This is a genomic window from Aeromonas sp. FDAARGOS 1405 (assembly GCF_019048265.1).
Lineage (GTDB): Bacteria > Pseudomonadota > Gammaproteobacteria > Enterobacterales > Aeromonadaceae > Aeromonas > Aeromonas veronii_A.
Genome location: NZ_CP077311.1, coordinates 1,095,978 through 1,110,117, shown reverse-complemented (window position 1 = coordinate 1,110,117; position 14,140 = coordinate 1,095,978). Strand labels below are relative to the sequence as shown.

Below are 14,140 nucleotides of genomic sequence, written 5' to 3'. Positions count from 1 at the left end.
ATGGCTACGGGTGCGAGAGGATTACTCCACTTCGTTTTCGCAGCGACCCTGGCTCTCGATAGCGCGGATATTGCCGAGGGTGGTATCGGCGATGGCGTGCAGTGCCTCGCGGGTCAGAAACGCCTGATGGCCGGTGAATAGCACGTTATGGCAGGCGGACAGGCGGCGGAACACGTCATCGGTGATCACCTCGTTGGACTTGTCGGAGAAGAAGAGATCCTCTTCCTCTTCGTAGACGTCCAGCCCCAGCGCGCCGATACGGGAGGTCTTGAGCGCCTCGATGGCGGCGTTGGAGTCGAGCAGGCCACCACGACTGGTGTTGATGATCATCACCCCGTCCTTCATCTTGGCGAACGCCTCCTTGTTCAACAGGTGGTAGTTCTCTTTGAACAGCGGGCAGTGCAGGCTGATGATGTCGGATTGGCGGAACAGGGTATCGAGATCCACGTACTCGGCTCCCAGCTCGATGGCTGCCGGATTCTGGTAAGGATCGTTGACCAGCAGGCGAACCCCGAAGCCCTTGAGGATGCGCAGGGCGGCCAGACCGATCTTGCCGGTGCCGATGACGCCAACGGTCTTGCCATGCATGTTGAAGCCGACCAGCCCTTCCAGCGAGAAGTTGGCGTCGCGGGTGCGCTGATAAGCCTTATGGATGCGGCGGTTGAGGCACATCATCATGCCGACCGCGTGTTCTGCGGTCGCCTCGGGGGAGTAGGCGGGCACCCGCACCACTTTCAGCCCCAGCTCTTTGGCCGCGGCCAGATCCACGTTGTTGTAACCGGCGCAGCGCAGGGCGATCACCTGGGTGCCGTTGGCAGCCAGTTCGGTCAATACCTCGCGGTCGGCATCGTCATTGACGAACAGACACACCACTGGGAAGCCGTGAGCCAGTCGGGCCGTTTTGGCCTCCAGCCGCACATCGAAAAACTCCAGGTCGAAGCCGTACTGGCTGTTGGCCTGGTTGAAATGCTCTTTGTCATAGCTCTTGGTACTGAATACGGCGACTTTCATGGTATGTGCTCCGCAGCGTGTGTGTCGTCAAATTACAACAAAATGGGTCAGCTATCACCGGACAAACCGGCTGGTTATTGTCCCCACGGCATGATGGGAACGGCGCTGACTGCACTTTTGTACGAACCATCTACCAGTTTGGTGCTGTAGGTCAGGTAAACCAGTGCATTGCGTTTCTTGTCGTAAAAACGCACCACTTTCTGCTCCTTGAACACCAGCGAAGTGCTGACATCGAACACCTCTTCCCCTGCCTTCAGCTTCTCGGGCAGGGTGATGGGGCCGATCTGGTGGCACGACAGGGAGGCGTGGGAGGGATCTTCCGCCAGTCCCAGCCCGCCCTTGACGCCACCGGTTTTGGGGCGAGCCAGATAGCAGGCGACGCCGTTAATGCGCGGGTCGTCGAACGCCTCCACCAGGATCTTGTGGTTGGGGCCGAAGAGCTTGAAGGCGGTGCTCACTTCACCGACCGGGTCGGCTTTGTCGGCCAGCGCCGGGCCAGCAAACAGGGCTCCCAGCAGCAGGGGCAGGGCGCGGCGAAGGGTGTTATTGATCGTGTGGCGATGTGTCATGGTCTCTCCTGTTGGCCTTCCTCAGTAGGGAAGGCGCACGCGACGATAGAGGCTGGCAAGCACCCAGGCGGGGCCGATCAGCAGAAATTGCAGGTCGGCGAGGAAGGAGGGGCGCTTGCCCTCGATCTTGTGGCCGACAAACTGGGCTATCCAGAGCAGCACGAACCCTGCCACTGCGGGCCACAGCAGCGGCCCCTGCCACTGGTGGCAGAGCCACAGTCCCAGCGCGGTCAGCCCGGTCATCCCCGCGAACAGCGAAAACGACAGCTGCAGATAGAACAGCAGCACCGGAATGGCTGCCACTGCCGCCCAGTTGAGGGGCTCTGGCAAGGGCCCGTGTGGCAGACACCAGAGCAGCGCCAGCGAGCAGAGATAGATGCCCGGCACCGCCAGTTTGTGGATGGCGACGTTTATCGGATGGCGATGGCTCTGGCCATACTCCGCAAACCACTCCTGGATTCCCTTCATGGCACCTCCCTGGCGCACTGTGTTCTCGCTGCCCGACCCTCATGGTCAGGCGCTCGGGATGCTTATCCCTGCGGTGGATACTCCCAATATTGGGCCGGAATGGATTTTAGCAACGGGGTCATATCCGGATTGGGCAGGGCGATGGTGACCCGCTGATCGAGGTTGGCGCTGGCGAGCGCTTCGCGGATCTTGGGGTTGTCATTGAAGAACTTCATAAAGCTGCCATCGGCATAGGCCCGCTCCAGCCCGGTCTGAATCGCCTTGGCCAGCTTGGGGTATTCGGGGCTGACGAAGAAGAACTGGGCGAAGGGGTAGCGGATCAGCAGATGCTGCTCGATAGCGAGGTTGGGATACTGCGCCACCAGCTCGCTGCGCTCGGCGAAGATCTCCACCAGGGCGCGCGGGAAGAAGTCGATCTTGTCGCCGTCGTTGATAAGGCGAAACAGGCTGCTGTATCGGCCGGAGAAGGTCGGGATGCCCGCATTTTCCAGAATTTTGTTATCGGCCCAACCGACCCCTTGCGCCGCCTTCAGCTGTTTGAGATCGGCCAGGGTATTGATCTGGTTGAACTTCTCCTGAGCGTCCGCGTGGATGAACGACAGCCGCAATCCTTCCAGTCCGCGAAACAGCGGAATGGGGACGGCAATCAGGGAGGATTCGAGTGCGCTGGAGGTACCCATCCAGAAGACGTTGATGGTCTTGCCCTTGCTCAGCTGCTGCTGAAGGGTGAACTGGTTGAGGTCGAGTTCGACAGGCTGGATGCGAAAGGGTTGTCCGGAGCGGGTCAGGGCCAGTTCCAGCAGTTTGAGCTGGTACTCCTGATCAAGATTGTTGACGGGACGGCTGGGAACCTTGACCGTCAGAACCTGTGCTTGTGCCAGCAGTGGCAGGCACAAACACAGTTTGATGAGCCATTTCACTCTCTATTCTCCTGTAGATTCCGGAAGGTGTCCGGAGTCTAACAGAACTTGTCACCATCTTGCTGCGAGGCGTTGTGCAAGGTTGAGCGCGGGCCCAGCCTTGTTGGCGTCTGTTGCACCTGAATGGTGACGGTTCTTCGAAGAATCAGGCGACGCGGCGGAACACGTGGGTATCGTTAAATTCCTTGGTGCTCTGGCATTCGACGCAGAAACGGGACTCTGGACGAGCTTGCAGCCGCTTGAGAGAGATCTCGTCACCACAAGATTCACAGTAACCGAAATCTCCATCGTTCATTCGCTTCAATGCGCCCCTCAGCTTGCGCAGGTGCAGCTTGTCGTGCTCGATGCGGTTCAGCTCCAGACGGCGGGCTTCCTCGATACTGGCACGGTCAATTTCATCGGCCATCTCGTTGGTGTCGGTGGCGATGGCCTGGCTGGCCTGGGAGTTCAGGCGCTCTTCGAGCTCGGCGATCTGCCGCTCGATCTGCCCCTTGTAAAAGGCCAGTTGGTCTTCAGTCATGAAATCACACATACGATTTACTACCAGTCAGTTTACTAACCCAATTATCCCTGTTTATGGGGGCTGTCTGCCTGCAGACCAAGCCCTTCTCGTCTGATTTGCACCGTTTTCATGCAAGAGAGTGCAAATCAGGGCGGGCCTTGTACCAAAAAAAAGCAGCCAAGCAAAGCAAATAGGACAGGGATTGTGCGCCTTTGCAAAAAAATGGCCCCTTTAGCGGCTGATCTGACGGGATCTGACATCTGGATTTGGCCGGTTGGCACCGGCTTTGCACTGGGGAGAGGCGAGACCACGAGTGTTTAGTATTTGGTGCCGACTTGGTCATTATATGCGCCGTTATTTATAGTTTTTTAAACACCACTGCTTGACATTACCCCTGATAGCGGGCTTTTATGGTGGTGTTGATTACAATTTGATAACAAGGGTGTTCCATATATTAGACACCCTTGCCAATGGCAACCGTAGAGTCGGGGTTTAACATGGACAGTATCAAGGGCTGGATGGAGAGCAATCGCATCACGGAAGTGGAGTGTCTCTTCCCTGATTTCACCGGCAACGCCCGGGGCAAGATCATCCCAGCCAACAAGTTTTTGCGAGAAGGGGGCATGCGTCTGCCCGAGGTGATCTTCACCCAGACAGTGACCGGCGAATATCCGGATGACGACAGCATGATCGATCCGCTGGAGCGGGACATGCAGCTCTATCCTGACCCCAACACCATCCGTTTCGTCCCTTGGGCGCTGGAACCTACCGCTCAGGTTATCCATGACTGTTACGACGTCAACGGCAAGCTGATCGACATTGCACCTCGCTCCGTACTGCGTCGGGTTCTGTCATTTTACGAGGCTCAGGGCTGGAAGCCGGTGGTGGCGCCCGAGCTGGAGTTCTATCTGGTCACCCGCAACGAAGACCCCGACTATCCACTGATGCCGCCGGTAGGGCGCAACGGCCGTCCGGAGACCGCTCGCCAGTCCTTCAGTATCGATGCGGTCAACGAGTTCGATCCCATCTTCGAAGACATGTATGACTACTGCGAAGCGCAGGAGCTGGAGGTGGATACCCTGATCCACGAGTCCGGTGCTGCCCAGATGGAGATCAACTTCCTGCACGGGGATGCCATCGATCTGGCGGATCAGGTGTTCCTTTTCAAGCGCACCATGCGTGAGGCGGCCCATCGCCACGGCATCTACGCCACCTTTATGGCCAAGCCGATGAGCAACGAGCCGGGCTCCGCCATGCACATCCACCAGAGTCTGGAGGATATGAACGGTCGAAATCTGTTCGGTACCCCGGATGGCGGCAACTCCGAACTCTTCATGCATTTCATCGCAGGTCTGCAGAAGTACACCCCGGCGGTGACAGCCCTGCTGGCTCCCAACGTCAACTCCTACCGCCGCCTCACCTTCGGTGAGAGCGCGCCACGCAACGTCCAGTGGGGTGTCGAGAACCGCACCTGTGGTCTGCGGGTACCCTTCTCCGACCCCAGTGCCCGCCGGGTGGAGAACCGCTTCGCCGGTGCCGATGCCAACCCCTATCTGGCGCTGGCCGCCACCCTGGCGTGCGGCTATCTCGGCATGATGGAGAAGCTGGAGCCCATGCAGGAGATGAAATCCAGCGCCTACGACCTGCCCTACAGTCTGCCCCGCTCGCTGGAGGAGGCGCTCAGCCATCTCGAACAGTGCGAGCCGATCAAGGAGATGTTGGGGGAGCGTTTCACACGCGCCTTTGTCGCGGTCAAACGCAAAGAGTACGAGACCTACTTCGGGGTGATCAGCCGCTGGGAGCGAGAGTTCCTGCTGCTGAACGTCTGACCCGGATGCGTGCCGGCCACGCATCGTCCGAATCGGGGAGGCAGGCTGCCTCCCCTGCCTGTAACCGGTAATACGGGATGGAGGAGTGCCTCCGCCTGCGGATGGTTGTGAGCGGAAGTTGGCTCGCCACCGCTCTGGTTGCATGGTTGATAACAGTTTTTGGCTCGAATTGAAGGATGTGAGGAGCAGGCCGTGCCGCAGTCCACGCGAAAGTGGCAGTGATTGCGGGAGTGGCAGCCCTCCTGATGATTGACGAACAGAACCAGCTAAATCGAAGGAACCGAGGAGCTAACAATGCAACAGACTACCCGTGAGTGGCAGCAGCAGGATGCCAGCCACCACCTGCACCCCTTTACCGACTTTCAGGCTCTGAACAAGAAGGGCAGCCGTATCATCACCAAAGCCAGTGGCGTCTATCTGGAAGACTCCGAAGGCAAGCGCATTCTGGACGGCATGGCGGGGCTTTGGTGCGTCAATATGGGCTATGGTCGGCAGGAGCTGGTGGATGCTGCCACCCGTCAGATGCAGCAGTTGCCCTACTACAACCTCTTCTTCCAGACCGCGCACCCGCCGGTGATCGAGCTGGCCACCTTGCTGGCCGAAGTGACGCCATCCCATCTCAACCATGTCTTCTTTACCGGCTCCGGCTCCGAGTGCAACGACACCGTGCTGCGGATGGTGCGCCACTACTGGGCCAGCAAGGGGCAACCGGAAAAACAGGTGATCATCAGCCGCCACAACGCCTATCACGGCTCCACCGTGGCGGGGGCGAGTCTGGGTGGCATGAAAGGGATGCATGCCCAGGGTGGTCTGCCCATTCCCGGCATAGTGCACATCGACCAGCCTTATCACTTCGGTGAGGGGCAGGGGATGAGTGCCCACGAGTTCGGGCTGGAGCGGGCCCGTCAGCTGGAGCAGAAGATTCTGGAGCTGGGGGTGGAGAAGGTGGCCGCCTTTATCGGCGAGCCGATCCAGGGGGCGGGCGGTGTCATCATTCCGCCTGACAGCTACTGGCCGGAGATCCAGCGCATCTGCGATCACTACGGCATTTTGCTGATAGCCGACGAGGTGATCTGCGGCTTTGGCCGTACCGGCCACTGGTTTGCCAGCGAAGGGTTTGGCATCAAGCCGGATCTGATGTGTCTGGCCAAGGGGATTACCTCCGGTTATCTGCCGCTCGGCGCTGTGATGGTGAGTGACCGGGTTGCCAAGGGGCTGGTGGAAGAGGGGGGCGAGTTCAACCACGGCTTCACCTACTCGGGCCATCCGGTCTCTTGCGCGGTGGCGGTGGCCAATATCCAGCTTATGCAAAAGGAGAGCATAGTTAAGCGAGTGCATGATACCATCGGCCCCTATTTGCAGCGCCGCTGGGCAGAGCTGGCTGACCACCCGCTGGTGGGTGAAACCCGTGGCCGCGGGCTGGTCGCAGCCCTGGAAATCGTCCAGGACAAGCAGACCAACCGGCGTTTCCCGGCCCATGCCAATGCCGGGATGACTTGCCGGGAATTCTGTTTTAACAATGGCTTGGTGATGAGGGCGGTAGGCGATACCATGATCATATCGCCCCCCTTGGTGATCACCGAGGAACAGGTTGATGAATTGGTCAAGCTAGCCAGGCTCAGTCTGGATCTGACAGCCGCCAAGCTGAAGGGTTGAGGTGCGGCCGGGCAGGTTGGCATGCGCATACAATTTGCTTAGGAGACAAGGATGATGTCTTTCAAAACGGGAGTGATCGCTGCCTCTGTGGCTCTGGTCATGGCAAGTGCCGGAGCAATGGCTGAAGAGAAGGTGTTGCACGTCTACAACTGGAGCGACTATATCGCCCCGGATACCCTGGAAAACTTCCAGAAGGAGACGGGCATCAAGGTGGTTTATGACGTGTTTGACAGCAACGAGGTACTGGAAGCCAAGTTGCTGGCTGGTAAATCCGGCTACGACATCGTGGTGCCGTCCAACCCCTTCCTGGCCAAACAGATCAGGGCTGGCGTGTTCCAGAAGCTGGACAAGTCCAAGCTCTCCAACTGGCAAAATATGGATACCGACCTGCTCAAGGCGCTCGACCCGAGCGATCCGGGCAACCAGTACTCCATCCCCTATCTGTGGGGCACCATCGGTTATGCCTACAATGCCGAGAAGGTGAAGGCCGTACTGGGGGCCGATGCGCCGCTCAACTCCTGGGATCTGGTGTTCAAGCCGGAGAACATGGCCAAGCTGAAGGAGTGCGGCGTCTCCTTCCTCGACTCGCCGACCGAAATGTTACCGGCCGCCCTGCAATATCTGGGCTTCAAACCGGATAGCCAGAAGCCGGACGAGCTGAAGAAGGCCGAGGAGCTGTTCCTCTCCATTCGTCCCTATACCGCCTATTTCCACTCCTCCAAGTACATCTCGGATCTGGCCAACGGCAACTTGTGTGTTGCTGTCGGTTACTCCATGGATTTGCAGCAGTCCAAGGCGCGGGCGGCGGAAGCCAAAAATGGCGTGGCACTTACCTACACCATTCCGAAAGAGGGGGCAGGCAGCTTCTTTGACATGATCGCCATCCCGGCGGATGCCAAGAACGTCGAGGCGGCCCACACCTTCATCAACTATCTGATGAAGCCCGACGTGATCGCCAACATCACCAATCAGGTGCAGGCGCCTAACGGCAACAAGGCTGCGACCCCGCTGGTTGACGAGGCGATCCGTACCGATCCGGGGGTTTATCCGGACTCTGCAACCTTGCAGAAGATCTACACCTTCCCGGATCTGCCGGCCAAGGTGCAGCGTCTGATGACCCGCAGCTGGACCAAGATCAAGTCCGGTAAGTAACGAATACCCCTCCCGGTCCGCAGTTCGGCCGGGAGGGTAGTGATGCCATCCATCCGGATGGGCCGCGCGAATGGATGCGCAGACGGTCAACCACTGAACAGGAGAACTGACACCGTGAATACAACCAGATTGCTAACCATAGCGCTGACCATGGGATTGGCGAATGCAGTCCAGGCAGCCCCTGTGCTCCATTTCTACAACTGGTCTGACTATATCGGCGAGACCACCCTCAGCGATTTCCAGCAGGAGACCGGGATCAAGACCGTCTATGACGTATTTGACTCCAACGAAACCCTGGAAGGCAAGTTGCTGACCGGACGGACCGGTTACGATCTGGTGGTGCCCTCAAATAATTTCCTCTCCAAGCAGATCAAGGCGGGGGCTTTCCAGAAGCTGGACAAGAGCTTGCTGCCCAATCTGGCCAACCTGGATCCCGTGCTGCTCAAGCAGCTCGAGAAGGTGGATCCGGGCCATCAGTACGCGGTGCCCTATCTGTGGGGAACCAACGGCATCGGCTACAACGTCGACAAAATCAAGGCGGTGCTGGGGGTCGACAAGATCGACTCCTGGGCGGCCATCTTCGAGCCGGAAAACATGGAGAAGCTCTCCCGTTGCGGCGTCGCCTTCCTCGACTCGGCAGACGAGATGATCCCGGCTGCCCTCAACTACCTTGGACTGAACCCCAACAGCCAGGACGCGGCCGATATCAAGCGCGCCGAGGCGCAGTTGCTCAAGGTGCGCCCCTATGTGGCCTACTTCCACTCCTCCAAATACATAGGTGATCTCGCCAACGGCGATATCTGTGTGGCAGCGGGCTTTTCCGGCGACATCTTGCAGGCGGCAGCCCGTGCCGACGAGGCCGGCAAGGGGGTGAAGATTGCCTACAGCATTCCTAAAGAGGGGGGCAATCTCTGGTTTGACATGATGGCGATCCCGTCTGATGCCACCAATGTCAAAGAGGCACATGCTCTCATCAACTATGTTCTGCAGCCCGAGGTGATCGCCAAGGTCAGCAATTATGTGGGCTATGCGAATCCCAATGCCAAGGCTGGCGAGTTCATGGATGAGACGGTGCGCAATGATGAGGGGGTTTATCCGCCTCAGGCTGTGCTGGAGCGGCTCTATGTGCAGGAGGCACATTCCCGCGCGGTACAGCGTCAAATCACCCGGAGTTGGAGCAAGATCAAGTCCGGTACCTGACCTTGGTGCCCGCTCTGGGGCGCCAAATCGCTTTTATGGATTGGCCGTGAGGCCAGTATCACGTTAGGGAGTTTGGTAATGGCGATAGCCTCCAGTGCCTACAAGAAAGCCCTTGAGGGCAGCCAGCAACGCAAAGAAGTGCTGGTAAAAATAGACAGGGTTAGCAAGCAGTTCGATGAAACCCTGGCGGTCGATAATGTTTCCCTGAATATTCACAAGGGGGAGATCTTCGCCCTGCTGGGAGGATCCGGTTCCGGTAAATCGACCTTGCTGCGGATGCTGGCAGGGTTCGAGCGCCCGACCGAAGGGCGTCTGTTCCTCGACGGGGTGGATATCACCGATATGCCCCCCTATGAACGCCCCATCAACATGATGTTCCAGTCCTACGCCCTGTTTCCCCATATGACGGTGGCACAGAATATTGCTTTCGGTCTCAAGCAGGATGGCCTGCCCAAGGCCGAGATCGACGCCCGTGTCGAAGAGATGCTCAAGCTGGTACAGATGACCCAGTATGCCCGTCGCAAGCCTCACCAGCTCTCCGGTGGCCAGCGCCAGCGGGTAGCGCTGGCCCGTTCGCTGGCGAAACGTCCCAAGTTGCTGCTGCTTGATGAGCCGATGGGGGCGCTCGACAAGAAGCTGCGCTCCAAGATGCAGCTGGAGCTGGTGGAGATCATCGAGCGGGTCGGGGTTACCTGTGTCATGGTGACCCACGATCAAGAAGAGGCCATGACCATGGCGGAGCGGATCGCCATCATGCATCACGGTTGTATCGAGCAGATCGGTAGCCCGATGGATATCTACGAAACCCCGGCCAGTCGGCTGGTGTGCGAGTTCATCGGCAACGTCAACCTGTTCGACGGCCTGCTGGTGGAGGATGAGCAGGACCACGCCATCATCGCCTGTGCCGATCTGGAGCAGCCCATCTATGTGGGCCACGGGATCAGCTCCCGTGCCGAGAACAAGAAGGTGACCTACGCCCTGCGGCCGGAGAAGCTGCTGATGAGCCTGCAAAAGCCGGCCGAAATCGAGCATCCGGACTTCAACTGGACCAAGGGCGAGGTCTATGACATCGCTTATCTGGGCGGACACTCGGTGTACCACATCCAGCTGCCCTCGGGCAAAATCGTTCAGGCTTTCATCGCCAATGCCGAACGCCACGGCAAGCGGCCAACCTGGGATGACCAGGTGTTCCTCTACTGGGAAGATGACAGCGGCGTGGTGCTGCAATCATGAAGATCTTGCAACGACTGAAGCGGGGCGGAGGGCGCCGGCTGGTGATCGGCATCCCCTTCTTCTGGCTGTTCCTCTTCTTCCTGCTGCCCTTTGTCATAGTGGTAAAAATCAGTTTTGCGGAAGCGGATGTGGCGATCCCGCCCTACACCGACGTGGTGAGCTGGGCCGACAATCAGCTCACCATCCTGCTCAATATGGGGAACTACCTGCTGCTGCAGGAGGATGAGCTCTATATCGCAGCCTATCTGGGCTCCCTCAAGATGGCCTTCGTCAGCACCCTGCTCTGCCTGTTGATTGGCTATCCGATGGCCTACTCCATCGCTCGGGCCAACAAGGAGACCCAGACCGTTCTGCTGTTGCTGATCATGATGCCGACCTGGACCGCCATTCTGATCCGGGTCTATGCGTGGATGGGGATCCTCAGTAACAACGGCCTGCTCAACAGCGTCTTGCTGGGGATCGGGCTGATTGACGAACCGCTGCAGATCCTCAATACCAACCTAGCGGTCTATATCGGCATCGTTTACTCCTATCTGCCCTTCATGGTGCTGCCGCTTTACGCCAATCTGGTCAAACACGATCAGAGCCTGCTGGAGGCGGCCTCCGACCTAGGGGCCCGCAACCTGACCCGTTTCTGGCAGATCACTGTGCCGCTCTCCAAAAACGGCATTATCGCCGGCTGCATGCTGGTGTTTATTCCGGTGGTGGGGGAGTTCGTTATTCCGGAAATGCTGGGTGGCCCGGAGACCCTGATGATCGGTAAGGTGCTATGGCAGGAGTTCTTCAACAACCGCGACTGGCCGGTCGCCTCTGCACTGGCGGTGGTGATGCTGGCGGTGCTGATCATTCCGATCATCCTCTTCAACCGTAACCAGGCCAAAGAGCTGGAGGGCAAGGCATGATGAGACGTTTCGGTTTTGCCAAGCTGATGCTCTGGCTTGGGCTGCTGTTTATCTACCTGCCCATGATCATCATGGTGATCTACTCCTTCAACGCCTCCAAGCTGGTGACGGTGTGGGGCGGATGGTCACTCAAGTGGTACTTCGGCCTGCTCGACAACAAGCAGCTGATTGGATCCGTGTTCCGCTCGCTGGAGATCGCTTTTTACACCGCGATCGCCGCGGTGGCGCTGGGGACGGTGGCGGCATTCGTGCTGACCCGAATTCCCCACTTCCGTGGTCGCACCCTGTTCGGTGGCATGGTGACGGCACCGCTGGTGATGCCCGAGGTGATCACCGGTCTGTCGCTGCTGCTGCTGTTCGTGGCGATGGCCCAGCTGGTGGGATGGCCCGCCGAGCGGGGCATGTTGACCATCTGGATCGCGCACACTACCTTCTGTACCGCCTACGTAGCCATCGTTGTGTCGGCGCGGTTGCGGGAGCTGGATCTCTCCATAGAGGAGGCGGCCATGGATCTTGGCGCCAAGCCGTGGAAGGTGTTCTTCCTGATCACCATCCCGATGATCGCCCCCTCGCTGGCAGCAGGCGGCATGATGTCGTTCGCCCTGTCGCTGGATGATCTGGTGCTGGCGAGCTTCGTCTCCGGCCCGGGCTCCACTACCTTGCCGATGGAGGTCTTCTCGGCGGTACGGCTCGGGGTGAAACCCGAGATCAACGCGGTAGCCAGCCTGATCCTGCTGTCGGTATCGCTCTTTACCTTCGGCAGCTGGTATCTGATGGCCAAGGCGGAGAAGCGCCGTCGCGCCGAGATCGCCATGAGCAACCAGATGCAGGCAGTCGCCTGACTCGTCAGATGATAAGATCCGCCTACTCTCGTCAATCCGGAGGATGAGTATGCGGATCTCCTTTTTCAGTGGTCGTGGCACCGAGCTGGTGCCCGGCCTCACCAGCGCCATTCACAAGCAACCGATCTCTGCACCAGTTCGCTGTACCTTTGCCGGTCTGGAAGGGGATGAGCAGTGTGACACGCGCCACCACGGTGGCCCGGATCGGGCGCTCCACTACTATCCGGCCGATCACTATCTCTGGTGGCAGACCTGGCAAACCGCGCTGGGCTTGCCTGCGCCACGTACAGCCTGGCAACCTGCCGCCTTTGGCGAGAACCTCTCCGGTCTCGGGCTGACCGAGGTGCAAGCCTGCATTGGCGATGTCTATCGACTCGGCGAGGCGCTGATCCAGATCAGCCAGCCGAGATCCCCCTGTTTCAAGCTCAACCAGCGCTTTGGCTATGGCCAGATGTCGCAGGTGATGCAACTGAATGGCCGTTGTGGCTGGCTGCTGCGGGTGCTGGAGGAGGGGAGGGTGTCGCCGGAGTCGGCCATGGAGCTGGTAGACAGACCCTATCCCGAACTGACGGTGAAGCGCACGGCGGATATCCTATTCAATCAGGTGCGCAATGAAGCGGATCTGCTGATGTTGCTGGAGAATCCGGCCCTTTCCCCCAACTGGCGCCAGCATGCAGCCGACTGGCTGGAGCATGGCACTGTGGCTGACTGGCAGCGCCGTCTGCTGGGACCGGCATCCCTGCGCCTGGCCTGACAGTCGGTTACCGGAATGTCACCAGCTGGCTGCAGCCCGGTAAACGGATGAAAAGAGTGCTGAATAGTTGAGCGAACAGCACTTTTTTTCCTGCAAAATGCAAAAAAGGCTTGTGTCAGGTCTGGGCTTTCGGTAAATTCCCGTCCCGCAGACATCGGTGTGTAGCGCAGCTTGGTAGCGCACTTCGTTCGGGACGAAGGGGTCGGAGGTTCGAATCCTCTCACACCGACCAAATTTGAAAAGGCCGCTCAATAGAGCGGCCTTTTTGCATTTTCCTTCCAGTTACTCGGTTTTTCATTAGCTGCTGACCTGTTACCTGGCCAAGTGATCTGACTTGATGTATGCAGGGTCGAAGCAAGCCCACAGACATTAAAAGGGCCACCGCTCGGTGGCCCATCGGTGGAGTCTGATCCTGACTCCGGCACTCTAGATTGTGGCAATCTCGCTATGGGTCTTGTCTATGGTGCCCTCCTTGCGCGCCAGGCGCTTACTCAGATATGCCAGTGCTGATGCCGCAAAGCCTTGAAACTGTGTTGAGGCAGCAAGGCCGCGTGCTTGGGGTACTCACTAATGAAATGTTCTATTCCCTCCATCAGTTGTGCACGTAATGAAATAACGGGCTCATGCCAGGCTTGCAGGCATAGATGGCCGGGGATCAACTGCTCCTGATAATCTTCCAGCAGCTGTTCTGGCCAGGGTTCAATACCGGAATTGCGTTGCAGCAAATAGTGGGCGGCGGGTTCACGGGCATAAATGAACTGAATTTGGGCCAGATCGCGTTGGCATAGCGTTTGACTGTTGATATGACAGGTCAAATATTTTCCCGTTTTCAGATCCAGAAAGTGACCGCGTTGCCGACAGGGAACGATGCGATACCAAGGCAGGGGTGAGGAGAGAGAATACCCCTCAAGCTCCTGTTCCAACCAGTGGCGACACTCGGGTGTCTGCACCTCGTCGAGCATGGACTCGAGCTGTGTCAACAAGGCTCTGGATGGTTTGATGGCCAGTTTCGCACTCATCGCCTGCAATCCTCCCTCTGCACACAATCCCGACTATCAGTATGGACCTTGTTCGGCCAGAGGGGGTAAGGAATCTAATGATT

General features: G+C 58.5%; 14 protein-coding genes and 1 tRNA gene. 9 read left to right on the top strand and 6 right to left on the bottom strand.

Features of this window, described 5'->3' with window-relative positions; all coding sequences use genetic code 11:
• Positions 1-21: 21 nt before the first annotated feature.
• The 5 genes from I6L35_RS05325 to I6L35_RS05305 form a co-directional block, all read right to left on the bottom strand.
• Entirely contained in the window at positions 22-1,011 is a 990-nt protein-coding gene (locus I6L35_RS05325; RefSeq protein WP_128815648.1) for a 2-hydroxyacid dehydrogenase, read from the bottom strand.
• A gap of 74 nt (positions 1,012-1,085) precedes the next feature.
• Positions 1,086-1,580, bottom strand: coding sequence for a CreA family protein (locus I6L35_RS05320; RefSeq protein ID WP_216979722.1), 495 nt, complete (start codon positions 1,578-1,580; stop codon positions 1,086-1,088).
• Between the two features lie 21 nt (positions 1,581-1,601).
• On the bottom strand, positions 1,602-2,048 hold the full coding sequence (locus tag I6L35_RS05315; protein WP_216979721.1) for a DUF962 domain-containing protein: 447 nt from the start codon (positions 2,046-2,048) through the stop codon (positions 1,602-1,604).
• A gap of 62 nt (positions 2,049-2,110) precedes the next feature.
• Entirely contained in the window at positions 2,111-2,968 is an 858-nt protein-coding gene (locus I6L35_RS05310; protein ID WP_216979720.1) for a hypothetical protein, read from the bottom strand.
• 145 nt (positions 2,969-3,113) lie between these two features.
• On the bottom strand, positions 3,114-3,500 hold the full coding sequence (locus tag I6L35_RS05305; protein WP_216952650.1) for a TraR/DksA C4-type zinc finger protein: 387 nt from the start codon (positions 3,498-3,500) through the stop codon (positions 3,114-3,116).
• A 467-nt stretch (positions 3,501-3,967) separates the two neighbouring features.
• On the opposite strand from I6L35_RS05305, the gene I6L35_RS05300 reads away from it, so the two are divergent.
• The 9 genes from I6L35_RS05300 to I6L35_RS05260 all read left to right on the top strand — a co-directional run bounded on the left by I6L35_RS05300 (position 3,968) and on the right by I6L35_RS05260 (position 13,270).
• Entirely contained in the window at positions 3,968-5,299 is a 1,332-nt protein-coding gene (locus I6L35_RS05300; protein ID WP_005342613.1) for a glutamine synthetase family protein, read from the top strand.
• A 294-nt stretch (positions 5,300-5,593) separates the two neighbouring features.
• Positions 5,594-6,955 (top strand): aspartate aminotransferase family protein, encoded by a 1,362-nt coding sequence (locus I6L35_RS05295; protein ID WP_216979719.1) that lies wholly within the window; start codon positions 5,594-5,596, stop codon positions 6,953-6,955.
• Positions 6,956-7,009: 54 nt separating this feature from the next.
• Positions 7,010-8,107, top strand: coding sequence for an extracellular solute-binding protein (locus I6L35_RS05290; RefSeq protein ID WP_201937706.1), 1,098 nt, complete (start codon positions 7,010-7,012; stop codon positions 8,105-8,107).
• A gap of 114 nt (positions 8,108-8,221) precedes the next feature.
• Positions 8,222-9,307 carry a polyamine ABC transporter substrate-binding protein gene (locus I6L35_RS05285; protein WP_201937656.1) on the top strand — a complete coding sequence of 362 codons (1,086 nt, stop codon included), beginning with the start codon at positions 8,222-8,224 and terminating at the stop codon, positions 9,305-9,307.
• A gap of 78 nt (positions 9,308-9,385) precedes the next feature.
• Positions 9,386-10,540, top strand: a complete 1,155-nt coding sequence (gene potA / locus I6L35_RS05280) for a polyamine ABC transporter ATP-binding protein (RefSeq protein WP_216952652.1) — start codon at positions 9,386-9,388, stop codon at positions 10,538-10,540.
• On the top strand, positions 10,537-11,442 hold the full coding sequence (locus tag I6L35_RS05275) for an ABC transporter permease subunit (protein WP_216952653.1): 906 nt from the start codon (positions 10,537-10,539) through the stop codon (positions 11,440-11,442). Before potA ends, I6L35_RS05275 begins: the two co-directional genes overlap by 4 nt.
• On the top strand, positions 11,442-12,284 hold the full coding sequence (locus tag I6L35_RS05270) for an ABC transporter permease subunit (RefSeq protein ID WP_058059408.1): 843 nt from the start codon (positions 11,442-11,444) through the stop codon (positions 12,282-12,284). Before I6L35_RS05275 ends, I6L35_RS05270 begins: the two co-directional genes overlap by 1 nt.
• A gap of 49 nt (positions 12,285-12,333) precedes the next feature.
• Positions 12,334-13,038, top strand: coding sequence for an MOSC domain-containing protein (locus tag I6L35_RS05265; protein WP_216979718.1), 705 nt, complete (start codon positions 12,334-12,336; stop codon positions 13,036-13,038).
• Positions 13,039-13,193: 155 nt separating this feature from the next.
• Positions 13,194-13,270: transfer RNA gene (locus I6L35_RS05260), tRNA-Pro, on the top strand.
• A gap of 259 nt (positions 13,271-13,529) precedes the next feature.
• Here the strand turns inward: I6L35_RS05260 and I6L35_RS05255 are convergent.
• Positions 13,530-14,057, bottom strand: a complete 528-nt coding sequence (locus I6L35_RS05255) for a hypothetical protein (protein WP_005356927.1) — start codon at positions 14,055-14,057, stop codon at positions 13,530-13,532.
• Positions 14,058-14,140 lie beyond the last annotated feature (83 nt).